Source organism: Pseudomonas sp. NPDC087185 (assembly GCF_044744955.1).
Lineage (GTDB): Bacteria > Pseudomonadota > Gammaproteobacteria > Pseudomonadales > Pseudomonadaceae > Aquipseudomonas.
Map to the genome: position 1 here is coordinate 402,622 of NZ_JBIUZK010000002.1, position 26,651 is coordinate 429,272.

General features: G+C 64.0%; 23 protein-coding genes and 2 pseudogenes. 5 read left to right on the forward strand and 20 right to left on the reverse strand.

The features are described from left to right. Positions 1-4: 4 nt before the first annotated feature. The 7 genes and pseudogenes from ACIPIJ_RS07070 to ACIPIJ_RS07100 form a co-directional block, all read right to left on the reverse strand. Complete coding sequence (locus ACIPIJ_RS07070; RefSeq protein ID WP_401074258.1) at positions 5-1,081, reverse strand: serine/threonine-protein kinase; 1,077 nt, start codon at positions 1,079-1,081, stop codon at positions 5-7. Between the two features lie 13 nt (positions 1,082-1,094). Next, positions 1,095-1,973, reverse strand: coding sequence for a DUF3365 domain-containing protein (locus ACIPIJ_RS07075; protein WP_401074260.1), 879 nt, complete (start codon positions 1,971-1,973; stop codon positions 1,095-1,097). 202 nt (positions 1,974-2,175) lie between these two features. Further along, positions 2,176-3,525 (reverse strand): glycerol-3-phosphate transporter, encoded by a 1,350-nt coding sequence (gene glpT, locus ACIPIJ_RS07080; protein ID WP_401074262.1) that lies wholly within the window; start codon positions 3,523-3,525, stop codon positions 2,176-2,178. Positions 3,526-3,639: 114 nt separating this feature from the next. Then, complete coding sequence (locus tag ACIPIJ_RS07085; RefSeq protein WP_401074264.1) at positions 3,640-4,614, reverse strand: MBL fold metallo-hydrolase; 975 nt, start codon at positions 4,612-4,614, stop codon at positions 3,640-3,642. A 36-nt stretch (positions 4,615-4,650) separates the two neighbouring features. Next, positions 4,651-5,427: an NIPSNAP family protein gene (locus tag ACIPIJ_RS07090; protein ID WP_401074267.1), complete on the reverse strand. Its 777-nt coding sequence runs from the start codon at positions 5,425-5,427 to the stop codon at positions 4,651-4,653. A gap of 47 nt (positions 5,428-5,474) precedes the next feature. Continuing rightward, entirely contained in the window at positions 5,475-6,026 is a 552-nt protein-coding gene (locus ACIPIJ_RS07095; RefSeq protein ID WP_401074270.1) for a lipocalin family protein, read from the reverse strand. A gap of 73 nt (positions 6,027-6,099) precedes the next feature. Further along, positions 6,100-6,354 (reverse strand): annotated as a pseudogene (locus ACIPIJ_RS07100) (dihydrofolate reductase family protein); the annotation flags it as partial. A gap of 116 nt (positions 6,355-6,470) precedes the next feature. Here ACIPIJ_RS07100 and ACIPIJ_RS07105 point away from each other — a divergent pair. Continuing rightward, entirely contained in the window at positions 6,471-7,283 is an 813-nt protein-coding gene (locus tag ACIPIJ_RS07105; RefSeq protein WP_401074272.1) for a crotonase/enoyl-CoA hydratase family protein, read from the forward strand. A 34-nt stretch (positions 7,284-7,317) separates the two neighbouring features. Continuing rightward, a complete protein-coding gene (nudC, locus tag ACIPIJ_RS07110; RefSeq protein WP_401074275.1) occupies positions 7,318-8,148 on the forward strand; it encodes an NAD(+) diphosphatase in 831 nt (276 codons plus the stop codon). On the opposite strand, the gene ACIPIJ_RS07115 is transcribed toward nudC, so the two are convergent. From ACIPIJ_RS07115 to ACIPIJ_RS07135, 5 genes and pseudogenes are all read right to left on the reverse strand, one after another. Beyond that, positions 8,116-8,895, reverse strand: a complete 780-nt coding sequence (locus ACIPIJ_RS07115) for a TSUP family transporter (protein WP_401074278.1) — start codon at positions 8,893-8,895, stop codon at positions 8,116-8,118. The two genes, nudC and ACIPIJ_RS07115, sit on opposite strands and share 33 nt — an antisense overlap. Positions 8,896-9,079: 184 nt before the next feature. Continuing rightward, positions 9,080-9,910, reverse strand: a pseudogene (locus ACIPIJ_RS07120) (alpha/beta fold hydrolase). A 72-nt stretch (positions 9,911-9,982) separates the two neighbouring features. Continuing rightward, positions 9,983-11,338 (reverse strand): glutamine synthetase family protein, encoded by a 1,356-nt coding sequence (locus ACIPIJ_RS07125; RefSeq protein WP_401074281.1) that lies wholly within the window; start codon positions 11,336-11,338, stop codon positions 9,983-9,985. A gap of 9 nt (positions 11,339-11,347) precedes the next feature. Further along, positions 11,348-11,899 carry a helix-turn-helix domain-containing protein gene (locus tag ACIPIJ_RS07130; RefSeq protein ID WP_401074283.1) on the reverse strand — a complete coding sequence of 184 codons (552 nt, stop codon included), beginning with the start codon at positions 11,897-11,899 and terminating at the stop codon, positions 11,348-11,350. Then, positions 11,892-13,181, reverse strand: coding sequence for an NAD(P)/FAD-dependent oxidoreductase (locus tag ACIPIJ_RS07135; RefSeq protein WP_401074286.1), 1,290 nt, complete (start codon positions 13,179-13,181; stop codon positions 11,892-11,894). Before ACIPIJ_RS07135 ends, ACIPIJ_RS07130 begins: the two co-directional genes overlap by 8 nt. Positions 13,182-13,305: 124 nt before the next feature. Here ACIPIJ_RS07135 and ACIPIJ_RS07140 point away from each other — a divergent pair, with 124 nt between their 5' ends. The 3 genes from ACIPIJ_RS07140 (at position 13,306) to ACIPIJ_RS07150 (ending at position 16,493) form a co-directional block, all read left to right on the forward strand. Next, positions 13,306-14,193, forward strand: a complete 888-nt coding sequence (locus ACIPIJ_RS07140; protein WP_401074288.1) for a LysR substrate-binding domain-containing protein — start codon at positions 13,306-13,308, stop codon at positions 14,191-14,193. Positions 14,194-14,286: 93 nt separating this feature from the next. Next, a complete protein-coding gene (aguA, locus tag ACIPIJ_RS07145; protein ID WP_401074290.1) occupies positions 14,287-15,396 on the forward strand; it encodes an agmatine deiminase in 1,110 nt (369 codons plus the stop codon). Beyond that, complete coding sequence (locus ACIPIJ_RS07150; protein ID WP_401074293.1) at positions 15,396-16,493, forward strand: extracellular solute-binding protein; 1,098 nt, start codon at positions 15,396-15,398, stop codon at positions 16,491-16,493. The genes aguA and ACIPIJ_RS07150 overlap by 1 nt, the downstream gene beginning before the upstream one ends. A gap of 42 nt (positions 16,494-16,535) precedes the next feature. On the opposite strand, the gene ACIPIJ_RS07155 is transcribed toward ACIPIJ_RS07150, so the two are convergent. The 8 genes from ACIPIJ_RS07155 to ACIPIJ_RS07190 form a co-directional block, all read right to left on the reverse strand. Further along, positions 16,536-18,482 (reverse strand): DNA topoisomerase III, encoded by a 1,947-nt coding sequence (locus tag ACIPIJ_RS07155; RefSeq protein WP_401074296.1) that lies wholly within the window; start codon positions 18,480-18,482, stop codon positions 16,536-16,538. A 232-nt stretch (positions 18,483-18,714) separates the two neighbouring features. After that, positions 18,715-19,149, reverse strand: a complete 435-nt coding sequence (locus ACIPIJ_RS07160) for a GNAT family N-acetyltransferase (RefSeq protein ID WP_401074298.1) — start codon at positions 19,147-19,149, stop codon at positions 18,715-18,717. Next, positions 19,142-20,308 carry a JmjC domain-containing protein gene (locus tag ACIPIJ_RS07165; RefSeq protein ID WP_401074300.1) on the reverse strand — a complete coding sequence of 389 codons (1,167 nt, stop codon included), beginning with the start codon at positions 20,306-20,308 and terminating at the stop codon, positions 19,142-19,144. Before ACIPIJ_RS07165 ends, ACIPIJ_RS07160 begins: the two co-directional genes overlap by 8 nt. An 81-nt stretch (positions 20,309-20,389) precedes the next feature. Further along, positions 20,390-21,760, reverse strand: coding sequence for an adenylosuccinate lyase (gene purB, locus ACIPIJ_RS07170; RefSeq protein ID WP_401074302.1), 1,371 nt, complete (start codon positions 21,758-21,760; stop codon positions 20,390-20,392). A gap of 156 nt (positions 21,761-21,916) precedes the next feature. Continuing rightward, on the reverse strand, positions 21,917-22,543 hold the full coding sequence (hflD, locus tag ACIPIJ_RS07175; RefSeq protein WP_401074305.1) for a high frequency lysogenization protein HflD: 627 nt from the start codon (positions 22,541-22,543) through the stop codon (positions 21,917-21,919). Further along, positions 22,540-23,664: a tRNA 2-thiouridine(34) synthase MnmA gene (mnmA, locus tag ACIPIJ_RS07180; protein WP_401074308.1), complete on the reverse strand. Its 1,125-nt coding sequence runs from the start codon at positions 23,662-23,664 to the stop codon at positions 22,540-22,542. Before mnmA ends, hflD begins: the two co-directional genes overlap by 4 nt. Before the next feature lie 59 nt (positions 23,665-23,723). Continuing rightward, the gene (locus ACIPIJ_RS07185) at positions 23,724-24,164 is read right to left on the reverse strand and encodes an NUDIX hydrolase (RefSeq protein WP_401074311.1); all 441 of its coding nucleotides are present in this window, start codon (positions 24,162-24,164) and stop codon (positions 23,724-23,726) included. 142 nt (positions 24,165-24,306) lie between these two features. Next, a complete protein-coding gene (locus ACIPIJ_RS07190) occupies positions 24,307-26,532 on the reverse strand; it encodes an NADP-dependent isocitrate dehydrogenase (protein WP_401074314.1) in 2,226 nt (741 codons plus the stop codon). Positions 26,533-26,651 lie beyond the last annotated feature (119 nt).

Below are 26,651 nucleotides of genomic sequence, written 5' to 3' on the forward strand. Positions count from 1 at the left end.
GGCTTCAGGGATGGGCTTCAGCCTGCAGGAAGGCGTGACGTTGCGCGTCATCGACAATGTGTGTGGCCAGCGCCTGCAGGAAGCCGTGAGGCGTGGTGCTGGCCGTCAGTGCGTGTGCCACGACGATGCGTGCAATGGGGCCTATCAGGTAGGTCAGGCGCGTTTCACAGGCCTGCACGAAGGCGTAATCCAGGTGCATCACGCGCGCTGGGCTGGCCTGGCTGCACGCAGCCTGCCCCTGCAACCAGGTTCGGTCGTCGTCGGTCGGCGGGCATGCCAGCGCCTGGAGGGCATGGAAAAACTCCAGTGCCGTGGCGAAGCGGTCATCCGGGTGCTTGGCCAGGGCCTGGCTGACCAGCAGATCGAACTGCGGGTCCAGTGTCGGGTCGAGGCTCGACGGTGGCACGGGGGGCTGTGAAAGAATCTGCTGCATGACCCCGGCGGCCGACCCCGAGAATGGCCGTTTACCAGTCAGCAGCAGGTACAGCACGATGCCGGCAGAGAAGAGGTCCGAGCGGCCGTCCACCGGTTCACCGCGGCACTGTTCGGGTGACATGTAGCAGGGCGTGCCGATCATCGCGCCGGCCTGGGTCAGCAACGCGGTGTCGAGGCGTGCGATACCGAAGTCGGTAACCTTGAGCTGGCCATCGGCAGTAATGATCAGGTTGGACGGCTTCACGTCGCGATGGACCACGCCCCTGGCATGGGCATGATGCAAAGCCAGCAGCAATTGCTGCATCCAGCCAATGGCCTTGGGTAGTGGGTGTGGACGCGGGCGCTGCAAATGGCTGTCGAGGGCGATGCCTGCAGCGAACTCCATGGCGATGTAGGCAATGTCGCCGTCTTCCGCAGAGTCGTGCACGGCGACGATATTCGGGTGGCTCAAACGACCGGCGGCCTGCGCCTCCTGCCTGAAGCGGCTGACCAGCATTTGGCGGTGGCAGTCATCGGGCGCCCCCTTGTGCAGGGTCTTGAGGGCCACCGCACGCGCGACGTGCGGGTCGAAGGCCTTGTATACGGTACCCATGGCACCTTGGCCGAGCACACTGTCGATGCGGTACCTGCCCACGCGTTCGAGCATGGTGAGCCTCTGGCTACTTCTGCAGCATGTTCATGGCGCTGGCCAGGCTGGTGCGCATGCGCGTGAACGCCTGGCCCATGCGCGCCAGTTCGTCGTGGCCACGGCTATCGATTGCCGGTACAGGGTGTTCGCCCAGGCTGACGCGCTCGGCAATCGCGGACATAACTTTCAGGCGCCGGGTGACGAGCAGATGGAAAGTGAGGCTCAAGGCGCCGTAGAGCAGCATGAAAAAAACCAGCAGCCACAGCATCACGGTGTGCAGCCGCTCGCTGGCCTGTTGCAGCGGCGCGGCAAGCGGCACCGATACGATGCGCGCACCGACGGTCTCGTTGAGTGCCCAGCCAAAACCATGATCCCGGCCGTAGAGTTCGATTTGCGACTTAGGCGCGGTTTCTGGCGATGTGTGGCAGGCCAGGCAGGCCGGGTCGGAGACCAGGATCGGCTGGGCGAGAAACAGTGTCGGCCCGTTGTTGCCATCGCGCTCGCCAACCCAATCGCGGACCTGGGGGTTGCCACGCAAATGCTCGACCAGCTCGGCTTCCCAGCCTGTGGCTTGGTGGCGTGAGTGGGGCGGGTCAAGGGTGGCATGCCGGTAGTGAAAATCAGGGTAGGCCTTGAGCATTTGCTGGAGCTGCGTGTTGGCGACGAACGTGGGGAGCAATTGCGGCAGCAATTCGAACGCCAGGCGATCCTGCAGCAGTGGCAGGATATGCTGCACGGTGAAGGCACTGCTGGCCTGCGCAGCACCCATGAGCATGCGCGCCTTGTCCAGCAATATCTCGCGGGCGTTCTTTTGCAGGAGGTGGCTAGCGAACAGCGCACTGGCGCAGAAACTGCCGATGAAGAGGGCCAGCAGTACGACGTTGAATTTGATGGCCAGAGACGATCTCATGCCGGCCTCCTTGTGGCCCCCGGTGGTAAGGGCAGGGTACTTGCTGCAAGGGGCTGAGAACCGCCAATTTTGCCTATGCATTTCAATGCCATGCATTGAAATAAGTGATGGAATGAAACTCCGCCTTCACGTGTGGGGGGGGCCGTGCCGGCGACGTTCGCGTCACCGGCACCGCCTCAAGTGCGCATTGGCGCGCCTGGGGTCAAGCCAGCACCTCGCGGGGGCGGGTGGCGTGTGAATGGCGCAAGGTCGGCAGCAGGAAGGCAATGGCCAGCAAGCACGCGGCTACCAGCATCACGAAACCGCCGTCCCAGCCGAAGTGGTCGACGGTGAAGCCCATTGCCGCACTCGCCGCGACCGAGCCGCCCAGGTAGCCGAACAGCCCGGTGAAGCCCGCCGCGGTGCCGGCGGCTTTTTTCGGTGCCAGCTCCAGCGCCTGCAGGCCCACCAGCATCACCGGCCCGTAGATCAGGAAACCAATGGAGAACAGCGCGATCATGTCGATGCTCGGGTTGCCCGGTGGGTTGAGCCAGTAAACCAAGGTGGCCACGGTCACCAGTGCCATGAACACGATCCCGGTCAGGCCACGGTTGCCACGGAAGATCTTGTCCGACATCCAGCCGCACAACAGGGTGCCGGGGATGCCGGCCCATTCATAGAAGAAGTAGGCCCACGACGTGGTGTCGACGCTGAAGTGCTTGGCTTCTCTGAGGTAGGTGGGCGCCCAGTCCAGCACGCCATAACGCAACAGGTAGACGAACACGTTGGCCAGGGCGATGTACCACAGCATCTTGTTGCGCAGCACGTACTGCACAAAAATCTGCTTGGCGGAAAACTCCTGCTCGTGGCTGGCATCGTAGCCTTCCGGGTAGTCGTTCCTGTACGCCTCGATCGGTGGCAGGCCTACCGACTGTGGGGTGTCGCGCATGGTTGCGAAGGCGAATACTGCCACCACGAGCGCCACCGTTGCAGGCACGTAGAACGCCGCGTGCCAGTCGTTGGTCCAGGCCAGGCCGAGCAGGAACAAGGGGCCGATCAGGCCGCCGCCGACATTGTGCGCCACGTTCCACACCGAAACCACGCCGCCACGTTCCTTTTGCGACCACCAGTGCACCATGGTCCTGCCGCTGGGCGGCCAACCCATGCCTTGTGCCCAGCCATTGATGAACAACAGCACGAACATGATGGCCACACTGGACGTGGCCCAATGCGCGAAACCGAACACGAACATGACTGCCGCCGAGACGAGCAAGCCAAAGGGCAGGAAATAGCGCGGGTTGGAACGGTCGGAGACCAGGCCCATGAGAAACTTGGACAGGCCGTAGGCGATGGCGATGGCCGAGATCGCCAGCCCCAGCTGGCCACGGGTGTAGCCTTGCTCTTCAATCAGATAGGGCATGGCCAGGGAGAAGTTCTTGCGCAGCAAGTAGTAGCCGGCATAGCCAAAGAAGATACCGGCGAAGATCTGCCAGCGTAGGCGGCGGTAGGTACTGTCGATGCGATCGTCGGGCAGGGGAGCCCGATGCGCGGCAGGGCGGAAAAAAGCGAACATTGCGAAGCTCCAGCATTGTTATAGGTATGCGAAAGCGAATATTACATTTTCATTACAGAAAAAATAACGCTTTCATTGGCTGGATTTGTTGAATTGTGAAGCTTCGGCCAGGGTTCAGTGCTGCGTGCCGCAGGCCATGGGGACCAGGCAGCCATCGCGGCCGATGTGGTAGCGCTGCAGGTCCTGGGCAAGGGTCAGATGGCCGCTGTAACCGGCCAGGGCTTCGCGGTGCACGTCTTCGATGCAGGGGCTGCGCCGCGGGTCGCGCTGGTAGCGGGCGCTGAAATGGGTCAGCACCAGGTTGCGCACACCGGCGGCCTCGGCAAACTGCGCCACGGCGGCGGCGGTGCTGTGGCCGAACGTGACGCCAGAGCGCTCGACGATCGCTTGAGTGAAGGTCGCTTCGTGCACCAGCACATCGACGTCCTTGGCCACCTTGGCCAGCAATTCGGGGCTGTCGTTGTCGCCACACACAATCACCCTGCGTGCTGGCCGCGAGGCGCGCAGGTAGTCGCGGCCATGTAGCACAAGGCCTGCATGCTCGACCGAATGCCCTTTGGCAAGTTCGCCCCACAGCGGGCCGCGCGGGATCCCTTCGGCATCCAGGCGCTGCACGTCCAGGCGCGGTTCGGGATTGATTTCGGTGAACACGTAGCCAACGCTTGGCACCCGGTGCGACAACTGCACGGTGCTGACTTCAAGCATGTCGCTGGACCACTTGGCCAGCTGCTCGACTGCCAGCAAACGTAATTCGAACGGCAGGAAGGTATCGCTGGCGGCCAGGCTCAGGCGCACCCAGTCATGCAATGCAGCGGGCAGGACCAGGTCCAGTGGTTCGCTGCGCCCGCTCATGCCAGCACTGGCCAGCAAACCGGGCAGCCCGAAGCAGTGGTCGCCGTGCACGTGGGTGATGAATACGCCACGCAGGTCGCGTATCGACAATGGCGTGTGCAGCAATTGGTGCTGGGTGCCCTCGCCGCAATCGACCAGGTACCAGTGGCTACCGCTGGCTTCGATGACGGCGGTGGCGCTGACATTGCGGGCCTTGGTCGGTACACCGGCCGAGGTGCCTAGAAACAGCAGGTCCATCATCGGGCTCCTTCAGTGGGTGCAATACACTGGCCTTCAGTCCAGCAGCGAAAGCCCGCACAGCATGTCGAGCAGCCCCTGCGGTACCAGCGGATAGTCACGGGTGAGTTCTGCAAGGTTGCACCATTTCGCCCGGAAGGGCGTACCGTCGCTCTCCTGGCCTTGCAGCCAAGGCTGTTCATAAAGGCTGGCATCATCGAAGCGGGCATCGAAGACCTGGACGATCTCGTGCCCCGGTTTGCCGTCGTAGGTGAACAGGTTCTCAAGACAGCCAAGCAGGCGCACAGCGCTGATCGATTGCCCCAGTTCCTCGTCAATCTCGCGGATGACAGCATCGCTGGCACGCTCACCGAAGTCGATACCTCCACCCAGTGGCCGGCTCAGTGTCTGCTGAGTGATCGGGTCCTTGAAAATGTTGACCAGGATGCTGCCCTGATGGTGGAAAACGCACAGGGCCAGCGGTCGGATGCGTGGCGCGGGCAGCGGCTTGAGGAAGCTGCGCTCATAGCTGAGGATGAAGCGTTGCTCAGTCGCCAGGGCCACCGCAGCGACGCATTCAGGGTCGGTCTCTGCCTGTTTGCGGTATTGCTCGTAAGCCGCAAGGCTGGGGAAACTGAACAAGCAGTAGGCGATGTTGTTGGCACCTTCGGCGGGCAGAAAATAACCATGGTGCGTGCCACCCATGCGCGTGACCAGGCGCATCCATAGGCGCGAGTAGGCCTCGAAGGCCGCAAGCTGATAGGGGTCGACAAGGTACTTGACGTGGCAGGTGATCACTGGGCTCGTTCCTTCGAGGTGCTGACGGGCGCACACCTTAGCCGGATTGCCGCAAGGCGTCGATGGTGTGCACCCTGCGCAGGTTATTCTGCCTGGCGCCAGATCAGCTTGCCGGTGTCATACCCTTGCTTCTGCGCGATCGCCAGCAACTGCTCGCGCGTCTGGTCGGTGATTGCCGGGGTGCGTGACAGCAGCCACAGGTATTCCCGGTTCGGGTGCCCGACCAGCGCCACGCGGTAATCCTTGTCGTGGTACAGCACCCAGTACTCGCCCTTGGTCAGCCCCGGCGCGAGGCGGCTGAACCAGTTGTCGAATTTCACCCAGAGCTTGTCGGTCTTGCCCGGCTGCTGGGCCTCGGCGATGCCCTTGGCCTCGTTCCACTCACCGTCCTGTTCCTTGCAGCGGTTGGTCACGTCGATGCGCCCGTCCTCACGCAAACCATAGTGGGCCTCGGACTGCACGCAGTTGCGCTGGAAGAACATCGGCAAGCGCGCCAGCTCGTACCAGGTGCCCTGGTAGCGTTGCAGGTCGACCTGCTGGGTGGTGGGCGGTGCGCGATGTTCATCGCTCGAACCGGCGCAGCCCGCCAGGGCCATTGTCAAGCAGGAAACGAAAAGGGCCGTACGCATTGCCATGGCAAACCTCCTGGAAGCGGATGGGGTGCTTACTTGCCTTTCGATGCGGCCGCGGGGCAAAAGTTGTATGCGATCACGCGTTATCCGGTGGCAGTGCGAACGAACCGGTCTGCACCTCACCGCCACGGACATAGCGGGAAATCACCACACCCTTGGGCGAGACCCGCGAGTATTGCAGGCTGAAGGCCGCTGGCGCGGCATCATTGCCGAACAGGCGTTTGCCATGGCCGAGCAGCAACGGATGGGTCAACAGTTGCAGTTCATCCACCAGCTCGGCCGCCAACAGCTGTTGTACCAGTTGGGCACTGCCCTGGGTCAGCAGTGCGGCACGTTGCTTGAATTCGACGGCGAGCGGGGCAGTGGTCCTGTTTTTGGCACAAGTACGGCAATGGGGCTGAGTTACCATCCTGCGATGTGAACCCTTTCCCCACAGGAGTGCAGCCCGTGACCGAGTACAGCGCGTTCAAGGTCGAACTGACCGACAACATCGCCCATGTGCAGATCAACCGCCCGGAAAAGATCAACGCGATGAACGCGGCCTTCTGGGAGGAAATCGTCGACATCTTCCAGTGGATCGACGACACCGACGCGGTGCGCGCCGTGGTCATCAGTGGTGCGGGCAAGCACTTCTCGTCGGGCATCGACCTGATGATGCTGGCCTCGCTGGCCGGCCAGATGGGCAAGGACGTGGGCCGTAACGCGCGGCTGCTGCGCCGTACCATCCTGCGTCTGCAATCCTCGTTCAATGCCGTGGATAACTGCCGCAAGCCGGTGCTGGCGGCGATTCAGGGTTATTGCATTGGCGGCGCCATCGACCTGGTCTCGGCGTGCGACATGCGCTACTGCAGTACGGACGCGCAGTTCTCGATCAAGGAAATCGACATGGGCATGGCCGCCGATGTCGGCACCCTGCAACGTTTGCCACGTATCATCGGCGACGGCATGATGCGTGAGCTGGCCTTCACCGGGCGCAACGTCGAGGCTGACGAGGCGCTGCGCATCGGCCTGGTCAACCGCGTCTATGATGATCAGGCTGCGCTGCTCGACGGGGTCTTTGCCATTGCCCGCGAGATTGCCGCAAAATCGCCGATCGCCGTGGCCGGCACCAAGGAAATGCTCAGCTACATGCGCGACCATCGCATCGACGATGGCCTGGAATACATCGCCACCTGGAACGCCGCGATGCTGCAGTCCGAAGACCTGCGCGTGGCCGTGGCGGCGCACATGAGCAAACAGAAACCGACGTTCGCCGACTGACCGGGCCGGGGGACGCAGCACAGGAACCCCCGACATGTCAGCACGCTGGACTACCGCAGTACTCGACCCGCAGATCACCGGGGGTTTGGCCGTCGCCCGCAGCCCGGAAGGGTTCCTGGTGGACGCCAACGGCGCGCTTTTTGCCCGCGACTGGCTCAAGCGCCAGGACTTCGACGTGCTCGCCGAGCACGGCATTGGCCACTTCGATGGCGAGCCGGTGTTCCTGCTGGAGCTGCGCAGCGCCGCTGAGGTGCCCGGCTGCAGCTGGCGTGGCCTGCGGGCGTTCATGCTGGAAGGTGACTTCGACCTCTATAAAGTGCTCGGCTATGCCGCGCAGATCGGCACCTGGGCTCGCGAACACCGTTTCTGCGGTAGCTGCGGCCAGGCGATGACGCAGATCCGCTGGGAGCGGGCGATGTTCTGCCAGCCTTGCGACCTGCGCAGTTACCCGCGCATCTCGCCGAGCATGATCGTGCTGGTGACCCGTGGCGACGAGATCCTGTTGGCGCGTTCACCGCGCTTCGTCAGCGGCGTGTACAGCACCTTGGCGGGCTTCGCCGAGCCGGGCGAGTCGGCCGAAGACTGCCTGGTGCGTGAAGTGCGTGAAGAGGTGGCGGTCGAGGTCAGGAACATTCAGTACGTCGGCAGCCAGTGCTGGCCATTCCCGCACTCGATGATGCTGGGCTTCCACGCCGAGTACGCGGGTGGCGATATCGTCATGCAGCCGGACGAGATCGAAGACGCCCAGTGGTTCAGCGTGCACGACCTGCCGCCGCTGCCGGCCGGGCGGTCGATTGCCCGCTATTTGATTGATCTTTACGTGGCGCGCCGGTCAGGCCTGCCCGAACCAGTGCTGCCACGCTAGGCGCACGGTCAGTGCCAGCACCACGGTGATGAACACCGGGCGGATGAACTTGCTGCCGCCGCTGATCGCCGTGCGTGCGCCGAAGAACGCGCCGACCATCACCGACAGGCCCATGCACAGGCCGACGACATAGTCCACCTGCCCGGAAATGATGAACACCGTCAGCGCCGCAATGTTGCTGACGAAGTTCATGCTGCGCGCCACGCCGCTGGCACGGACCAGGTCGATGGGGTAGAGCAGCAGCGTGCTCACGGTCCAGAACGCGCCGGTACCGGGGCCGGCCACGCCGTCATAGAAACCCAGGGTGAAGCCCTGCGGGAACTGCCACGTCTTCTTGATGGGCGCATCGGCGTCCAACGGCGCCTTGGGCGTGCCGCCGAACAGCAGGTAGATGCCGCAGGCGAAGACGATCACCGGCAGCATCTTGTTCAGCCATTCGGCAGGCATGTAGTGGGCGATGACCGCGCCGATCAATGCCCCGAGCAGGGTGGCGAACAAGGCAGGGCGCCACTGCGCCGGGTGGAACAGCTTGCGCTTGTAGTAGGTGAACCCGGCGGTGGCCGAGCCGAAGGTCGAGCTCAGCTTGTTGGTGCCCAGCACCAGGTGCGGTGGCATGCCGGCGGTCAGCAGCGCCGGGGTGGTGAGCAGGCCGCCACCGCCAGCGATAGCGTCGATGAAACCGGCGACGAAGGCGACCAGGGCGAGGATCAACAGGGTGAGCGGTTCTACGGTGAGTTCGAAGGGCATTGGGATTCGGCAGGCAGGAAGGCAGGGTGCGGCAAACTGCCGCGCTGGAAGGGCAGCATGGTAATGCGGGGAGGGATGGGTTGCCAGTGCCGGCCTCTTCGCGGGACAAGCCCGCACACAGAATTAGCGCAGAACCTGTGGGAGCGGGCTTGTCCCGCGAAGAGGCCAGCATTGAAGCTGCATCTCAGCTACGGATGAACGCCAGCAGGTCCGCATTGATCACTTCGGCATGCGTGGTCGGCATGCCATGCGGGAAGCCCTTGTAGGTCTTGAGCGTGCCGTTGGAGAGCAGTTTCGCCGACAGCGGCGCGGAATTTTCATAGGGCACGATCTGATCATCATCGCCATGCATCACCAGCACTGGCTGTTGGATTTTCTTCAGGTCTTCGGTGAAGTCGGTCTGGGAAAACGCCACGATCCCGTCGTAGTGCGCCTTGGCACTGCCGACCATGCCTTGCCGCCACCAATTGGCGATGACTCCTTCGGCCGCCTCGGCCCCTGGCCGGTTATAGCCATAAAACGGCCCGGCCGGCACATCGCGTTAGAATTGCGCACGGTTGCTCGCCACTTGCGCCTGGAAACCGTCGAACACCGACTTGGGCAGGCCACCGGGGTTGCCCGGGGTTTGCACCATCAGTGGCGGTACCGCAGCGATCAACACCGCTTTGACCACCTGGTCGGCGGGGTAGCGGGCCATGTAGCGCACCACTTCGCCGCCACCGGTGGAGTGGCCGACATGCACCGCACCCTGGATGCCCAGGTGCTCGACCACGGCGGCCACGTCATCGGCATAGTGGTCCATGTCGTGGCCGTCCCACACTTGGCTGGAGCGCCCGTGGCCGCGCCGATCGTGGGCCACCACGCGAAAGCCCTGGCTGAGGAAGAACAGCAATTGAGCGTCCCAGTCGTCGGCACTGAGCGGCCAGCCGTGGTGGAAGTGGATGACCGGCGCATCGCGCGGGCCCCAGTCCTTGTAGAAGATCTGTACGCCATCCTTCGTGGTGACATAGCTCATGGTCGCGTCTCCTCTGTGCAGGGGGATTGCCGAGTGAGCTATTGAGAATAGGAGAGATTTCTGCGTTGTCAGTCACAGAAACCACCGATACTCGCGGGCACTGACCTCCTGCATGAACGCCAGGTGGTCCTGGCGCTTGTTCTCGCAGTACACCATCACAAACTCTTCCCCCAGCCCTTCATTCACGGCAGGGTGCCCGCGCATGGCCGAGACCGCGCCCAGCATATCCTTGGGAAAGTCGACCCCGCTGCCGCGATCCTCGTTCAGCGGCGCAATCGGCTCCTGCCCGGCATCCAGCCCGTGCTCCATGCCACACAAGATGGCTGCCAGCACCAGGTACGGGTTGGCATCCGCCCCCGCCAGCCGGTGCTCGATGCGCAGGTTGCGTGTGTCCGACTCGGGGATGCGGATGCACGCGTCACGGTCTTCGAAGCCCCAACTGGCGCGGCTGGCGGCATTGACCATGGCACCGTAGCGGCGAAACGCGTTGTGGTTGGCGGCGAAGATCGGCATGCAGTGCGGCAGCAAGGCCAGGCAGCCGGCCACAGCATGGCGCAGCGGGCGTTGCTGGTCGGCGGCCAGCAGGTTGTTGCCAGCCTTGTCGTACAGGCTGACGTGCACGTGCATGCCGCTGCCTGGCGCCTGCAGGTAGGGTTTGCTCATGAACGAGGCACGCAGCCCATGCTTGAGTGCCACGCCCCGCGTGCTGCGGCAGAACAATGCCGCCCAGTCGGCGGCACGCAGGCCGTCGTCGCAGTGGCCGAAGTTGATCTCGAACTGGCCGGGGCCCAGCTCGGCGGTGATGACGTTGGCGTCGACCCCTTGCGCGTTGGCGGTGTGCACCATGTCGCGGAGCACATCGCTGAAGCGCGACAGCCGTTCGATGTGCATGTTGGACTGGTCGTCCGGGTCATCGCTGAATGGGTCGTGCGGGAACTGCGGCAGGCCTTGCTTGAGCGCCCGGTCGAACAGGTAGAACTCCAGTTCGAACGCCACCACCGGGCGAATACCGCGCCGCTCCAGGCGCTGCAGCACGCGGGCGAGTACTTCGCGCGGCTCGAATTCGATGGGGGCGGCGGTGCCGTCGGAGCTGATCAGCATCTGGCCCAGCGGTTCGCGCTCCCAGCTGACCGGCTTGAGCGTGCCGGGGACCAGGCGGCGCAACGCATCCGGGTCGCCGTCGTTGAAGCAGTAGTCGCCAATCGGGAACAGCCCGCCTTGCACGCCCAGCAGCACGCAATTCTGCGGCAGTTTCAGCGGGCTGCCGGCCGCCACCTTTTCCAGCATGTCGATGGGGTAGCGCTTGCCGTAGAAGTGCCCGGGAATGTCCAGGCTCAACAGGTCGACGTGGCGTACTTCGGGGTAACGTGCGCGAAAGGCGCGCACTTCACTGAGCAGATCGGCAACGCGTGTGCTTGTTGTTGTCATGCTGTGCTCTCATCGAAAAACCCAGAGGACGCGGGTCGCCTGGTCGGTCAGGTTGGCGTAGCGGAAGTGGCGGTGCGGGGGTAACTGGAAACTGTCGTTGGGGCCGAGGGTCACCGCGTGGTCGTGGCCGTCGAGCCACAATGTCAGTTCGCCTTCGAGCACGAAACCGCCTTGCTCGGAGCTGTCGTCCAGGTGGCCCTCGCCACTGCTGGCGCCGGGCGCCAGGTGGCTTTCGAGCATCGCGAAGCTGCCGTTGAGGGTGGGTGACACCAGCACGTCGCTGATGCCTTCGGCGTAGTAGATCGTGCGCCGCTCGCCCGGCCGAGTGACCCAGTCCAGGTCACGCGCCTGGCTGGCCTGGTAGAAGTAGGTGGTGGGCACGTGCAGGGCTTCGCTGATGGCGGTCAGGTCGGCCACGGTGGGTTGCGACAGCCCGCGTTCGACCTGCGACAGAAAGCCCAGCGAGCGTTTTACCTTGGTGGCCAGCTCGCCGAGGGTGAGCCCGCGGTGCTTGCGCAAATCGCGGATCAGCAGCGCCAGACCCTGGGCGTCTTCAGACATGATCGCGCATCCTGTACCAGGCTTTGGCGGCGGCCTCCAGCGGCGCGGCCAGGAAGTCACCGCCAGGGAAGCGCCCATTGTCGATGCCCTGGTACAACGCCAGCAGGTCGTCATCACCGAGGATCGCATCGCTGACCGCCCGCGCGCCGGCCAAGGTCGGCAGCACACCGTGGCCCGAGAAGCCCTGCAGCCAGTAGCGCTGGCCCTCGCGACCGATATCCGGGGTGCGCTGCATGCTGCAGTCGATGTGCCCGCCCCAGGCGTAATCGATGGCCACCCCGGCCAGTTGTGGGAACACACGCTCCAGGTAGGGGCGGGTGGCGCTGGCGACATCCTTGGGGATACCGCCCAGGTAGGTGCAGCCGCCACCGAACAGCAGGCGGTGGTCTGGGGTGAGGCGGAAGTAGTCGGGGACGAACTGGTTGTCTATCACGCAGCTGTTGCGCGGCAGCAGCGAACGGGCGATGGTCGCGTCCAGTGGGGCGGTGGCCACCTGGTACGAGCCGACCGGCAGCAGCCGGCGCGACAGGTTGCGGTCTAGGCGATCGATATAGGCGTTGCAGGCCAGTACCAGCACGTCACCGTGCACTTCGCCATGCGCGGTACGGGCGACATAGCCGTTGGTGGTTTGCTGGTAGTCGAGCACCTGGCTCTGCTCGAAGATCTGCCCGCCAGCGGCTTCAACGGCAGCGGCAAGGCCCTGAGCCAGCTTCAACGGGTTCAGGTGCGCACCCTTGGCGTCGTACAGCGCGGCCTGGTAGCGCGGGCTGTCGATCCACTGTGGCAGTTCGTCCCGGCCGATCAGGCGCAGGGCGTCATAACCCCACGTTTGCTCGGCGTCGCGCAGCGCCTCTTCGAGCATGGTTACCCGGCGTGGCAGCACCGATGTCCAGAGGCTCCCCACGCGGTAGTCGATATCGAAGCCATGGCGCTGTGGCAGTTCACGCATTTCGTCGGCGGCCCAGCACATGCTGTCCCACAGGCGCCGGGTGCGCTCCACGCCCAGGGCTTTCTCGATCGGCGGCATGTCGCACGACCAGCCCAGCAGTGCCTGGCCACCGTTGCGCCCCGAAGCGGCCCAGGCAACCCGGCTGGCTTCCAGCAGGGTCACGCGTTTGCCTGCCAGGGCCAGGCGCAGAGCGGTGTGCAGGCCACTGAAGCCAGCGCCGATGATGAGCACATCGGTGTCGTGGCGGCCCTGCAAGGTCGGGCGCAGGGGAATGTTGGCGGGGTAGGTCTGGGCGTAGTAGGTGGCGACGTGCTGGGCGGATTGCTTGAACATGCCGGGGGCCTCGTGAAAATTATTATGCTTATTTTCATGAAAATTTAGCAGGTAATTTTCACCGCGCCAGTCGATGGTGGTTGGCGATATGATCCGGTCATGCCATCGCTCACTGGAGCTCACCATGCGCCGCTTGCCTTCCCTGACTGCCCTGCGCACCTTCGAGTGCGCGGCACGCCACGGCCACTTCGGCCGCGCAGCCGCCGAACTGTGTGTTACCGACAGCGCCGTGAGCCACCAGATCCGTCTGCTGGAGGAGCAACTCGGGGTCAGCCTGTTCGACCGCGTAGGCCGCCACGTGCGGTCCAGCGCAGAGGCAGAGCGCCTGCTGCATCATCTGCAACAGGCGTTTGAACTGATCAGCAAGGCGTGCGACGAACTGCGCGACCCGGCTTCGCAAGCGGTGCTGCGGGTTGCAGTGACGGCAGAGCTGGCGCAGAAATGGCTGGTAGCACGGCTCGCCGATTTCAGCAGCCGTTACCCGCACATCACCCTGCACCTGCATGAGCAGCCGATCGATGCTGGCGCGCCGGCGCTGGATGTCGACCTGGCTATCACTTATGGCACCAGCACCCTCGACGCCAGTACCCATTTCGTCAGGCCCTTGCCGCTGTTGCAGTTCTTTCCGGTGTGCAGCCCGGGCCTGTTCAACCAGGGCGGCTTGAAGCGCCCGCGTGATCTGGTGCGCCATTGCCTGCTGCACGACGACCAGGATGGCCGGACCTGGACCACCTGGCTGGCTACCCATGCAGACGATGCGTTGCCCACGCGCCAGTTGTATTTCCCGCATGCCGCGTTGGCACTGGAGGCGGCGCTGCTGGGGCAGGGCGTCGCCATGGGTGACAACCTGACCTGCCAGGGCGACTTGCAGAGCGGCAAGCTGGTGCGGCCTTTCGGTGCCAGCGTGACCGCGCAAGGGCAGTACGCGCTGGTGTGCGAGCGCTTGCGCCTGGAGCGCACCGCCGTGGCGCAATTCATCGAATGGTTCATCGAACAACTGGGCGATAGCTGAATTTAATTCAGCTATCGCTGAGTTTTCATCGTTGGATGCCTGAAACGGGCCGGCGTAGCGTGCAGTCATCACTCACCGATGAGAGGTTGACCCATGGCACGTTCGCTCACCACCACTCCCAAAGCGGATGGCTTCCGCCTGCCTGGCGAATTCGAGCGCAAGGCAGGCTGCTGGCTCGGCTGGCCAGAGCGGCCTGATGTGTGGCGCAATGGCGCCAAGCCGGCGCAAAAGGTCTGGGTCGAGATAGCCACCGCCATCGCCTCCAGCGAGCCGGTCACCGTCTGCGCCTCCGCGGCGCAGTATGCCAACGCCCGGCGCTTGCTGCCGCCGCCCGTGCGGGTGGTCGAGATGACCTGCAACGACACCTGGTTCCGTGACAGCGGTGCTTGCTTCGTGGTCAACGACAGCAGCGGTGACGTACGGGGCGTGGACTTCGAGTTCAATGCCTACGGCGGCCTGGACGGCGGCCTCTATTACCCCGGGGACAAGGATGATCAGATCGCCCAGAAAATCCTCGAGATCGAAGGGCTGGACCGCTACCGTGCGCCGCTGATTGCCGAGCTGGGCGGCATCCAGAGCGACGGCCAGGGCAGCCTGCTGACCACCGAGCAGTGCCTGCTCAACCGCAATCGCAATGCCCACCTTGGTAAGGACGAGGTGACCCGCCGCCTGCAGGACTATCTGGGCGCCGATCAGGTCATCTGGCTGCCGCGCGGTTGCAAGTTCGACGAAACCGATGGCCACGTGGACGATCTGGCGTGCTTCGTACGGCCGGGTGAGGTGGTGCTGCAATGGACGGACAACCGCGATGACCCGCAGTGGGAGATCTACCAGGAGGCCTACGACATCCTGCGCAGCACCCGCGATGCCCGTGGCCGTGAGCTCAAGGTGCACAAGCTGCCCCAGCCCGAGGTGCTGCAGTGGACGGCCGAGGAAGCTGCCGGGCTTGATCAGGTCGAAGGTACCCACCTGCGCGAGGCGGGTACCCGAATCTGTGCCTCGTACATCAACTACTACGCCGGTAACTCGGCCATCGTCGTACCGCTGTTCGGTGATCGTAACGACAGCATTGCCCAGGCGACCTTGGCCGAGCTGTTCCCCGAGCACCGGATCATCGGCATCGACAACTCCCGCGAGATCCTGTTGGGCGGCGGCAATGTCGCCTGCATCACCATGCCGCAATATGCCGGGGGCCGTCGCTGATGAAATACCCACTGCTGGCGGCTGCGGTCGCCTTGGGTTGCGCAGCGTCGGTGGCCAAGGCAGCCGACGCACGACAGCCGACCGTCAACCTGTACATCTGGGGCGAATACCTTGCCCCGGATACCCTGACCAACTTTGAGAAGGACACCGGCATCCGGGTGGTCGCCGACCACTTCGACTCGTTGGAAACTGCCGAGACCAAGTTGCTCACCGGTGGCAGTGGCTACGATGTGGTGCTCAGTGCCGGGCAGCACCTGAGCCGGGCGATAGCCAGCGGCGCACTTCAGCCGTTGGACAAGGCCCAGTTGCCGCACCTGGCGGGCGTTGGCGAGGAATTTCGCCAGCACATGGCAATGTTCGACCCGGGCAACCGCTATGCCGGCACCTACGCCTGGGGCACCACAGGGGTGGGCTACCAGCAGCAGGCGGTGACGGCACGCATGGCCGGGGCGCCGGTGGGCAGTTGGGCCATGCTGTTCGACCCACAGGTGGTGGCGAAATTCGCTGATTGCGGGGTGAGCCTGCTCAATGACCCCAACGAAGTATTTGCGGCAGTGATGCGCTATTTGGGCCTGGACATCAACCAGCAGCGTCTCGAGGACCTCAGGGCTGCGGAAGTCCAGTTGCGCAAGATTCGCCCCTATATCCGTTACTTTGACAATGACCGCAACATCAACGACCTGGCCAATGGCGAAACCTGCGTGGCGATGTCGTGGAACGGCAATGTGGCAATCGCCCAAGCCCAGGCACAGCAGGCGGGGAAAGCGTTTGCTCTGGACTACAGCATCCCTGAGGAAGGCACGCTGATCTGGCTGGATGCGCTGGTGGTGCCCAAGGATGCGCCGCATCCGCAGGCCGCCTGGAAGCTGCTCGATTACCTGATGCGACCGGAGGTGATCGCGCCGATCACCGATACCATTCATTACGCCAATGCGATCACGGCGGCTGACGGATTGGTGGATGCCAGTATCCGCAATGCGCCGGGGACGTATCCGCCTGCCGAAGTGAGGGCGCGGTTATATGGCAAGAATGACAATGGCAAGGCGTTCAACCGCGAGCTGACACGGGCCTTCAGTCGGTTGAAAAGTGGCACCTAGTTCAAGCAGGTTGTCGGTTGTGGCCTCATCGCCGGCAAGCCATCAGCGGGTCTTGGCGGGGGCCTTGTGTCGCGACTGCCTAGGCTTGCTCCCAGTTGCCTTGCCTGTGCTCCTGCCCTTTTTCTTCCACGGTGGCGCCTTGCCCACCGCAGGCCCGCTGATGGTCATGCGCATTGCGCTGCAACGCTCCACCAGCTTGCCTACCCACGCCGACTGCCGGGTTACGAATTCCTCCAGGCCCATTTCGCCACTCTGCACCATGTCCAGCGCCTGCTCCCAGATGGCCGTGGTACCGGGGTCGGCGATGGCGCGGGGCACGGCGTCGATCAGGCTGAAGGCGGCCGGGGTGGCGGCCAGGGCCTTGCCGTTCTTGGTCAGGTAGCCCCGGTCGAGCAGGCCCTGGATGATGCTGGCCCGGGTCGCTTCGGTGCCGATGCCGGTGGTTTCCTTGAGCTTCTGTTTGAGGCGCGGGTCGTCCACCAGCTTGGCGACGTTTTTCATGGCCTTGATCAGGTCACCTTCGGTGAATGGCTTCGGGGGCTGGGTCCACAGGTCTTTCAGGTTCAGGCCCTGCACGGTGCAATCCTGGCCTTCGCGCAACGCCGGCAGCACCTGGGGCGCCGGTGCCTCGCGGCCCTTGGCTGGGGCCAATGCTTCGGGCAGGGCGCGGCGCCAGCCCGGCTCGACGATCTGCTTGCCCACGGCGCGCAGCGCATGGCCTGCACAGTCGAACTCGGCCTGGGTGCGGTCGTATTCGTGGTTAGGCAGGAACTGGGCCAGGTAACGGGCGCGGATCAGGGTGTAGACCGCCTTGTGCTTGGCCGGCAGACGTGATGGGTCGCTGGCGGCGGCGGTGGGGATGATGCCGTGGTGAGCGCTGACCTTGGCATCGTTCCAGGCCCGCGAGCGGCGCTGGGGCTCAAGGTGCGCCTGCAGCGGCGCCAGGTTGGCGTCGGCGCGTTGCAGCGCATCGAGAATGGCCGGCGCCTCGCTGTGCTGGCTGACGGGCAGGTAGCCGCAGTCGCTGCGCGGGTAGGTGATCAGCTTATGGGTTTCGTACAGGGCCTGGGCGATATCGAGGGTTTCCTGGGCGCCGAGGCCAAACTTTTTCGAGCACAGTTCCTGCAACGTACCGAGGTCGAAGGGCAGGGGGGCGGCCTCGCGCACGCGCTCGGTGGCGACTTTGACCACCCGTGCCGTGCCGGCGTTGCCGATAGCGGCGGCGGCCTGTTGCGCCAGTGCCTGGTTGAGGCAGCGGCCTTGGTCGTCGCACGTGTCTTCAGGCGCCCGCCATTGGGCGTTGAAGGCTTGGCCAGCCTGTGCCAGTTGCACGTCGATGGCCCAGAAGGGTATCGGGACGAAGTCGGCGATGCTGCGGTCGCGGTCGACCACCAGGCGCAGGGTCGGGGTTTGCACCCGCCCCACTGGCAACACACCCTGGTAGCCGGATTGGCGGCCGAGCAGGGTGAACAGCCGGCTCATGTTCATGCCGATCAGCCAGTCGGCCCGCGAGCGGCCCAGCGCCGAGTGATAAAGGTTGAAGGTTTCCTGGCCGGGCAGCAGGCGCGCCAGGGCCTTGCGAATGGACGCGTCATCCAGGGCTGACAGCCACAGGCGCTGGATCGGCCCGCGGTAGCGGCAATGCTCGACCAGCTCGCGGGCGATCATCTCCCCTTCGCGGTCGGCGTCGGTGGCGATCACCAGTTCACGCGCTTCGCCCAGCAGGCGCTTGACGGCCTTGAACTGGCTGGCGGTCTTGGGTTTGACCAGCATCTTCCACTTTTCCGGGATGATCGGCAGGTCGGCGAGGTTCCAGCGCTTGTAGCGTTCGTCGTAGCTGTCGGGCGGGGCGGTTTCGAGCAGATGGCCGATGCACCAGGTGACGCAGACGTCGGTGCCTTGCCAGCAGCCTTCGGCCTTGCGGGTGGCGCCGAGGACCTTGGCGATGTCTTTTGCCTGGGAGGGTTTTTCGCAGAGGAACAGGCGCATGGCCGGGAACGCTTTATCGGGGGTGATAGGCGCTAGGATGCGCAAGCGAGGGCGCGGAGGCAAGTTTTATCTGGATGGATGTACAGGTTTTGTCAGTAAGGATGTTGCTGTGACCACCGGCCTCTCGCCGGCAAGCCGGCTCCCACAGGTGCATCATCGCTGCTGAAAGCTATGAGGTCCCTGTGGGAACCGGCTTGCCGGCGAGAGGGCCGGTGACGTCAACTGCTAGGGATCAGGCGATTTCGCGGGAGGCGCGCACCATGTCCACATGCGGGATGCCAGCTTCGAGGAATTCCTCGCTGACCACGCGAAAGCCCAGCCGCTCGTAGAACGGCGTGGCGTGCACCTGGGCGCTGAGCATCTGCTGCTTGAGGTCGCGGTTCTGCGCCTCGACGATCACCGCATTGACCAGCGCATCGCCAACCTTCAGCCCGCGCCAGTCCTTGAGTACCGAGATGCGCCCGATGGTGCCGTCTGCCAGCAGCCGTGCAGTGCCGATCGGGTAGTCGCCTTCAAGCGCCAGGAAGTGCAACGCGTCCTGGTCTTCCGAGTCGAACTCCAACTCCGGCGGAATGTGCTGTTCGGCGACGAATACCGCTTCCCGGATACGGCGGATATCGGCGTTGTCCTTGTGCCAGTCGGCGAGGCGCACACGAATCTTATTCATTGGCGAATCCCAGGCTTCCTTGTTTGATCAACTGCTGTACCAGCGTAAGGCCATCTTCATCCTGCAGCCAGGCTTCAAGGTTGTCGATATGTAACGCATCGGCGGAGCACACCAGCTTGAGCAGCTCACGCAGCTTGGCGGGGAGCGGGCAGCTGCGGCCGCTGGCGAACAGCATCAGGTCGTCGCCAAGCTCCGACCAGGCCATGCGCGCGCTTGGGTTGCGGATCAGGATGGCGCCATCTTCCAGGGCTTCGACCAGTTCCTGCTCGTCCAGCTCTTCACCGACGACCTGCTCGGGGTAGCGCGGCTCGGTCATGAACTGGCCGAACCAGGTCAGCAGCAGGTCCTTGTCGTTCATGTGCTTGTCGATCAGCCCCTTGAGGCGGTCGAGGGCGTCATGCTGGATCTGGTGCGGGTCGCTGGCAGGCTGGGCGTCGGCGTCGCTGTAGCGCTCTTCGTCCGGCAGGAACTGGCCGAGGAAGTCGGTGAAGTGGGTCAGCACTTCGGCGGCGCTCGGGGCGCGGAAGCCGACCGAGTAAGTCAGGCAGTCGTCCACGGCCACGCCATAGTGGGCCAGGCGCGGTGGCAGGTAGAGCATGTCGCCAGGCTCCAGGGTCCATTCGCCGCTCTGTTCGAATTCGGCGAGGATGCGCAGGTCGGCATGTTCCAGCAGCGGGCTTTCGCTGTCGCACATCTGGCCGACTTTCCAGTTGCGCTGGCCGTGGCCCTGCAGCAGGAACACGTCATAGTTGTCGAAGTGCGGGCCAACGCTGCCACCGGGGGTGGCGAAGCTGATCATCACGTCGTCGATGCGCCAGCTCGGCAGGAAACGGAAGTGCTCCAGCAGCTCGGCCACTTCCGGTACGAACTGGTCGACGGCCTGCACCAGCAGGGTCCAGTCCTTTTCCGGCAGGTCGGCGAAGGTGTCTTCGTTGAAAGGGCCGCGACGCAGCTCCCACGGGTGGGCGCCATGTTCGAGCACGATGCGCGACTCGACTTCCTCTTCCAGAGCCAGGCCGGCCAGCTCGTCGGGGTCGATCGGGCTTTCGAAGTCCGGGAACGCCTGGCGCACCAGCAGCGGCTTCTTCTGCCAGTAGTCGCGCATGAATTCGCGGGCCGAGATGCCGCCGAGCAGCTGCAGTGGAGTATCAGGATTCATGTTCAACCTATTGAAAAAACGTAATTTTCGTCCGGGAATAAAAACGCCCGGCGAGGCCGGGCGTTGAACGCGACGGTCAGCTTAGATGCGTTTGGCCTGCGCTGCCGCGTTACCGATGTAGCTGGCCGGGGTCAATTGCTTGAGCTCGGCCTTGGCGTCGGCTGGCATGTCCAGGCCGTCGATGAAGGTCAGCAGCGCTTCAGGGGTGATGCCCTTGCCACGGGTCAGCTCCTTGAGCTTCTCGTAGGGGTTCTCGATGTTGAAGCGGCGCATCACGGTCTGGATCGGCTCGGCGAGGACTTCCCAGCACGCGTCCAGGTCGGCAGCGATACGTGCGGTGTTGACTTCCAGCTTGCCGATGCCTTTGAGGCTGGCTTCGTAGGCAATGATGCTGTGAGCGAAGCCCACGCCCAGGTTGCGCAGCACGGTGGAGTCGGTCAGGTCACGCTGCCAGCGCGAAACCGGCAGCTTGCTGGCCAGGTGCTGGAACAGTGCGTTGGCGATACCCAGGTTGCCTTCGGAGTTTTCGAAGTCGATCGGGTTGACCTTGTGCGGCATGGTCGACGAGCCGATTTCGCCGGCGACGGTACGCTGCTTGAAGTAGCCCAGGGAGATGTAGCCCCAGATGTCGCGGTCGAAGTCGATCAGGATGGTGTTGAAGCGCGCGATCGCGTCGAACAGCTCGGCGATGTAGTCGTGCGGTTCGATCTGGGTGGTGTACGGGTTGAACTGCAGGCCCAGCTCGTCTTCGATGAAGGCGCGGGCGTTCTCTTCCCAGTCGATCTGCGAGTAAGCCGAGAGGTGGGCATTGTAGTTGCCCACGGCACCGTTGATTTTACCCAGCAGCGGCACGGCGGCTACCTGAGCGATCTGGCGCTCCAGGCGGTACACGACGTTGGCCAGCTCTTTGCCCAGGGTGGTCGGCGAAGCCGGCTGACCGTGGGTGCGCGACAGCATTGGCACGTCGGCGTGAGCGTGGGCCTGTGCGCGGATAGCTTCGGCGATCTGGCGCATCAGCGGCAGCAGGACTTCGTCACGGCCGGCGCGCAGCATCAGGGCGTGGGACAGGTTGTTGATGTCTTCACTGGTGCAGGCGAAGTGGATGAATTCGCTGACCTTGGCCAGCTCAGGCAGTTGCGCAGCCTGCTCCTTGAGGAGGTATTCGATCGCCTTGACGTCGTGGTTGGTGGTGCGCTCGATTTCTTTGACGCGTTCAGCGTGCTCGAGCTTGAAGTCGGTGGCCAGACCGTCCAGCAGGGCAGTGGCTTCGGCGGAGAACGCCGGCACTTCGCCGATCTGCGGGTGGGCGGCCAGGCGCTGCAGCCAGCGCACTTCGACCAGGGCGCGGAAACGGATCAGGCCGTATTCGCTGAAAATGGGGCGCAAGGCCTGGGTTTTGCCGGCGTAACGGCCGTCTACAGGGGAAACCGCAGTGAGCGAAGAGAGCTGCATGGGGTGTTCTCGGACAGTCAGGCTTTTGGAGGGCGCATATCATACATGAAAAATGCGCCCAGGTCGGGTGGCTGACCAAAGGTCGGGCCATTTCAAATCTTTCCAAACACTGATGGCTTGGGTACGAAACCTGGGGGAACGGGCGTGAGTTACCCCTCAAGTGGGGTTGCGCATCATGTCGTACAGTTCATTGAGCAGCTTGCGCCGGCTGAACACCAGTTGCCACCGATGCCCGCCCAGCTGGCGCCACAGGCGCGCGGCGCGGATGCCGGCGAGCAGCAGGGCGCGGATTTTCGACGCGTTGCTGGCCTGCTGCAGGAAGCGCATGTCGCCATGCACCTGGATGCGCTGGCGCAGGGTGCTCAGGGTGTCCTGATACAAGGCGCCGCTGGAAGCGATGACATTTTCGTGAGCAAGGCCAAAATGGTCGGCCTGCGACTGGATCTGCGGCAGGCGGTTGCCGATGGTGTCGAGCAGGTCGCCGCGCTTGTTCAGCTGGCGCTCCAGGCCGAGCATCGACAGGGCATAGCGCAGCGGCTCGCGCTGCAGGCTGCTGGGGTCGCGCTCCAGCGCGCCGACCAGCGCACGGTAGCCGTCGCGCAGGTTGAGGTCGTCGCCGCCGAACACTTCCAGGGTGTTCTTGGGGTCGCGCACCAGCAGGCTGTTGAGCATGCAGCCGATATTGGCCTCGCTGGCCTGGCCGGTGCGGGCGATGCGGTCGACCAGCACGGCGGCCTGGAATACGCCGCCCAGGGCAATCAATTGCTCCTGCAGGTTGCTCATGTGCGAGGGCTCCACGGCTCGGCGGTTTCGATCACGCCGCCGCCCAGGCACACCTCGCCGTCATAGAACACCACCGACTGGCCCGGGGTGACAGCGCGCTGTGGCTCGTCGAACACGGCCCGGTAGCCGCTTGCGGTCAGCTCCAACGTGCACTGCTGGTCGCTCTGGCGGTAGCGCACCTTGGCGGTGAGCTTGCGCGGGCTGCTGAGGTCGATCGGGTTGACCCAGAAGATTTCCGAGGCGAGCAGGGCGCGGGAGAACAGCCACGGGTGTTCGTTGCCCTGGCCGACCACCAGCACGTTGCGCGCCAGGTCCTTGTGCAGCACGTACCACGGCTCGTCGCCGGCATCCTTCAGGCCGCCGATACCCAAACCCTGGCGCTGGCCGATGGTGTGGTACATCAGGCCATGGTGTCGGCCGATGACTTCACCGTCGGTGGTCTGGATTTCACCCGGTTGGGCCGGCAGGTACTGCTTGAGGAAGTCGCTGAAACGGCGCTCGCCGATGAAGCAGATACCGGTGGAGTCCTTCTTCTTGGCGGTGGCCAGGCCGTGCTTTTCGGCGATGGCGCGAACTTCTGGCTTTTCCAGTTCGCCGACCGGGAACAGCGTGCGGGCGATCTCTTTGCCGCCAACCGCGTGCAGGAAGTAGCTCTGGTCCTTGTTCGGGTCCAGGCCCTTGAGCAGTTCGGTGAGGGCGCCGGTGTCGCGGCGGCGCACATAGTGGCCGGTGGCGATCAGGTCAGCACCCAGCGACAGGGCGTAGTCGAGGAAGGCCTTGAACTTGATTTCGCGGTTGCAGAGGATGTCCGGGTTGGGCGTGCGACCGGCCTTGTACTCTTCGAGGAAGTGTTCGAAGACGTTGTCCCAGTATTCGGCTGCGAAGTTGGCGGTGTGCAGCTTGATGCCGATGCGGTCGCACACGGCCTGGGCGTCGGCCAGGTCTTCACGGGCGGTGCAGTATTCGGTGCCGTCGTCTTCTTCCCAGTTTTTCATGAACAGACCTTCCACCTGGTAGCCCTGCTCGATGAGCAGAAGGGCGGAGACGGAAGAGTCCACGCCGCCGGACATGCCGACGATGACGCGGGTCTTGGCGGGGTCTTTGAGTGCTGGGCTGGTCATGGCTACCGATGTGTATCAAGGGGGAAAAACGCCGATTCTATCAAACCCGAGCCGGCGCGTCAGTCACGCAGCAGGTCGAGGCTGTGCAGCGGGCCTGCCAGGTAGTCGTCGAGGCAGCGCGGCACCAGCTCGCTGCGCCAGCGGGTGGGGTCGGCCAGCAGTTCTTCACGGGTGAGCCAGACGGCGCGGACGATGTCCCTGTCCAGGGCGAGATCGGTGTGATGGCGCACGGGGCGCGCGGCGAAGCAGATGCGCTGGTAGGTCACGCCGTTGCTGGGGGCAGTGTACAGGTAGATGCCGACCACGCCGGTCAGCTCGACTTCCCAGGCGGTTTCTTCGAGGGTTTCGCGCAGGGCGGCCTGGGGCAGGGTCTCGAAGGCTTCGAGGTGGCCGGCGGGTTGGTTGAACACGTGCTGGCCGGCTTTGAACTCTTCGACGAAGAGGAACTTGCCTTCGTGCTCGACGATGGTGGCGACGGTGATGTGGGGTTGCCAGGTCATTTGCGGTGTCCTTTCAGATTGCCGGGGCCGCTTTGCGGTCCATCGCTGGCAAGCCGGCGATAGGCTGCGCAGCAGTGCTGATTCCCAAAACGCACAAACCCCGGTGCGTGGCCGGGGTTTGTGCTGTTACTTCAAGCGAACCTTACAGGGCGGCAATGGCGCTGTTCAGGGTCTGGCTTGGGCGCATCACCTTGGCGGTCAGCTCGGCATTCGGGGCGTAGTAGCCGCCGATGTCGACTGGCTTGCCCTGCACGGCGTTGAGCTCGGCGACGATGGTCGCTTCGTTCTCGGCCAGGGTTTTTGCCAGCGGTGCGAAGCGCGCCTGCAGGGCGGCGTCGTCAGCCTGAGCGGCCAGGGCTTCAGCCCAGTACAGGGTCAGGTAGAAGTGGCTGCCGCGGTTGTCGATACCACCGACTTTGCGCGAAGGCGACTTGTTGGTGTCGAGGAACTTGCCGGTAGCCTGGTCCAGGGTGTTGGCCAGGACCTTGGCGCGCGGGTTCTCGTAGGTGTTGCCCAGGTGCTCCAGGGAAGCGGCCAGGGCCAGGAATTCACCCAGCGAGTCCCAGCGCAGGAAGTTCTCTTCGACCAGCTGCTGCACGTGCTTCGGTGCCGAACCGCCGGCGCCGGTTTCGAACAGGCCACCGCCGTTCATCAGCGGCACGATCGACAGCATCTTGGCGCTGGTGCCCAGCTCCATGATCGGGAACAGGTCGGTCAGGTAGTCGCGCAGCACGTTGCCGGTCACCGAGATGGTGTCCTTGCCTTCGCGGATGCGGGCCAGGGAGAACTTGATGGCATCGACCGGCGCCAGGACACGGATGTCCAGGCCAGCGGTGTCGTGATCCTTCAGGTACGCCTGCACCTTCTCGATCATCACGCCGTCGTGGGCGCGGGCCGGGTCCAGCCAGAACACCGCAGGGGTGTTGCTCAGGCGGGCGCGGTTGACGGCCAGCTTGACCCAGTCCTGGATCGGCGCGTCTTTGGTCTGGCACATGCGGAAGATGTCACCGGCTTCGACGTTCTGTTCCAGAACGACCTTGCCCTTGCCATCGACCACGCGTACCACGCCGTCGGCCTTGATCTGGAAGGTCTTGTCGTGCGAACCGTACTCTTCGGCCTTCTGCGCCATCAGGCCAACGTTCGGTACGCTGCCCATGGTGGTCGGGTCGAAGGCACCGTTGACCTTGCAGTCTTCGATGGTGGCCTGGTAGATACCGGCGTAGCAGCGGTCAGGGATGATCGCCTTGGCATCTTGCAGTTCACCGGCGGTGTTCCACATCTTGCCCGAGTCACGGATCATGGCCGGCATCGAGGCGTCGACGATGACGTCGCTCGGCACGTGCAGGTTGGTGATGCCTTTGTCGGAGTTGACCATGGCCAGGGCTGGACGCTCGGCATACAGGGCCTGGATGTCGGCTTCGATCTCGGCCTGCTTGTCAGCTGGCAGGTCCTTGATGCGGGCGTACAGGTCGCCGATGCCGTTGTTGGCGTTGAAGCCGACTTCGGTCAGGGCGGCAGCGTGCTTGGCCAGGACTTCGCCATAGAAGGCTTCGACGATGACGCCGAACATGATCGGGTCGGAGACCTTCATCATGGTGGCTTTCAGGTGCACCGACAGCAGCACGCCGGAGGCCTTGGCATCGGCGATCTGCTCGGCGATGAAGGCTTTCAGGGCTTTGCGGCTCATGGTGGCGCAGTCGATGATTTCAGCGGCTTTGACGGTGGTCTTTTCTTTCAGCACGGTGGTGCTGCCGTCTTTGCCGACCAGCTCGATGCGCAGGCTGTCGTCAGCCTCGATCAGGGCGGCTTTTTCGCTGCCGTAGAAGTCGCCTTGGGTCATGTGGGCAACGTGCGACTTGGAGTCGGCGGCCCAGGCGCCCATCTTGTGCGGGTGCTTGCGTGCGTAGTTCTTGACCGACAGCGGTGCGCGGCGGTCGGAGTTGCCTTCGCGCAGTACCGGGTTCACGGCGCTGCCCTTGATGCGGTCGTAGCGCGCGCGGGATTCTTTTTCTTCGGCGGTCGCCGGCTCGTCGGCGTAGTCCGGGATGTTGTAGCCCTTGCCCTGCAGCTCTTTGATCGCCGCTTTCAATTGCGGGACCGAGGCCGAGATGTTCGGCAGCTTGATGATGTTGGCTTCAGGGGTGGTGGCCAGCTGGCCCAGTTCCGCCAGATGATCGGCTACCTGCTTGTCGGCGCCGAGTTGCTCCGGAAATGCCGAGAGGATACGGCCTGCCAGGGAGATATCGCGCGTTTCGACGGCGATGTCAGCGCAAGCTGTGAAAGCTTCGACGATCGGCAGCAGCGAGTAGGTGGCGAGGGCAGGGGCTTCGTCGGTGAAGGTATAGATGATCTTGGAACGGGTGGGCATGCGGGTTAACTCTCTATGTGCTGAGCGTACTCGAGTCTCGAGGTGCGCAGGGTAGGCGCTTCGCCCTGGCGACGCCATGAGCGGAAAGTCGAGAGGCTGCGAGCGGTGATGGTGGATGC

Bases quoted from the DNA above. Each gene is read 5' to 3' on its own strand.
- ACIPIJ_RS07135 (WP_401074286.1), bottom strand. From the start codon at position 13,181: ATGTTCAAGCAATCCGCCCAGCACGTCGCCACCTACTACGCCCAGACC.
- ACIPIJ_RS07165 (WP_401074300.1), bottom strand. From the start codon at position 20,308: ATGAATCCTGATACTCCACTGCAGCTGCTCGGCGGCATCTCGGCCCGC.
- ACIPIJ_RS07160 (WP_401074298.1), bottom strand. From the start codon at position 19,149: ATGAATAAGATTCGTGTGCGCCTCGCCGACTGGCACAAGGACAACGCC.
- ACIPIJ_RS07130 (WP_401074283.1), bottom strand. From the start codon at position 11,899: ATGTCTGAAGACGCCCAGGGTCTGGCGCTGCTGATCCGCGATTTGCGC.
- ACIPIJ_RS07070 (WP_401074258.1), bottom strand. From the start codon at position 1,081: ATGCTCGAACGCGTGGGCAGGTACCGCATCGACAGTGTGCTCGGCCAA.
- ACIPIJ_RS07140 (WP_401074288.1), top strand. From the start codon at position 13,306: ATGCGCCGCTTGCCTTCCCTGACTGCCCTGCGCACCTTCGAGTGCGCG.
- ACIPIJ_RS07185 (WP_401074311.1), bottom strand. From the start codon at position 24,164: ATGACCTGGCAACCCCACATCACCGTCGCCACCATCGTCGAGCACGAA.
- hflD (WP_401074305.1), bottom strand. From the start codon at position 22,543: ATGAGCAACCTGCAGGAGCAATTGATTGCCCTGGGCGGCGTATTCCAG.
- ACIPIJ_RS07115 (WP_401074278.1), bottom strand. From the start codon at position 8,895: ATGCCCTTCGAACTCACCGTAGAACCGCTCACCCTGTTGATCCTCGCC.
- ACIPIJ_RS07190 (WP_401074314.1), bottom strand. From the start codon at position 26,532: ATGCCCACCCGTTCCAAGATCATCTATACCTTCACCGACGAAGCCCCT.
- ACIPIJ_RS07085 (WP_401074264.1), bottom strand. From the start codon at position 4,614: ATGGACCTGCTGTTTCTAGGCACCTCGGCCGGTGTACCGACCAAGGCC.
- ACIPIJ_RS07075 (WP_401074260.1), bottom strand. From the start codon at position 1,973: ATGAGATCGTCTCTGGCCATCAAATTCAACGTCGTACTGCTGGCCCTC.
- aguA (WP_401074290.1), top strand. From the start codon at position 14,287: ATGGCACGTTCGCTCACCACCACTCCCAAAGCGGATGGCTTCCGCCTG.
- ACIPIJ_RS07155 (WP_401074296.1), bottom strand. From the start codon at position 18,482: ATGCGCCTGTTCCTCTGCGAAAAACCCTCCCAGGCAAAAGACATCGCC.
- glpT (WP_401074262.1), bottom strand. From the start codon at position 3,525: ATGTTCGCTTTTTTCCGCCCTGCCGCGCATCGGGCTCCCCTGCCCGAC.
- ACIPIJ_RS07150 (WP_401074293.1), top strand. From the start codon at position 15,396: ATGAAATACCCACTGCTGGCGGCTGCGGTCGCCTTGGGTTGCGCAGCG.
- purB (WP_401074302.1), bottom strand. From the start codon at position 21,760: ATGCAGCTCTCTTCGCTCACTGCGGTTTCCCCTGTAGACGGCCGTTAC.
- mnmA (WP_401074308.1), bottom strand. From the start codon at position 23,664: ATGACCAGCCCAGCACTCAAAGACCCCGCCAAGACCCGCGTCATCGTC.
- nudC (WP_401074275.1), top strand. From the start codon at position 7,318: ATGTCAGCACGCTGGACTACCGCAGTACTCGACCCGCAGATCACCGGG.
- ACIPIJ_RS07095 (WP_401074270.1), bottom strand. From the start codon at position 6,026: ATGGCAATGCGTACGGCCCTTTTCGTTTCCTGCTTGACAATGGCCCTG.
- ACIPIJ_RS07125 (WP_401074281.1), bottom strand. From the start codon at position 11,338: ATGACAACAACAAGCACACGCGTTGCCGATCTGCTCAGTGAAGTGCGC.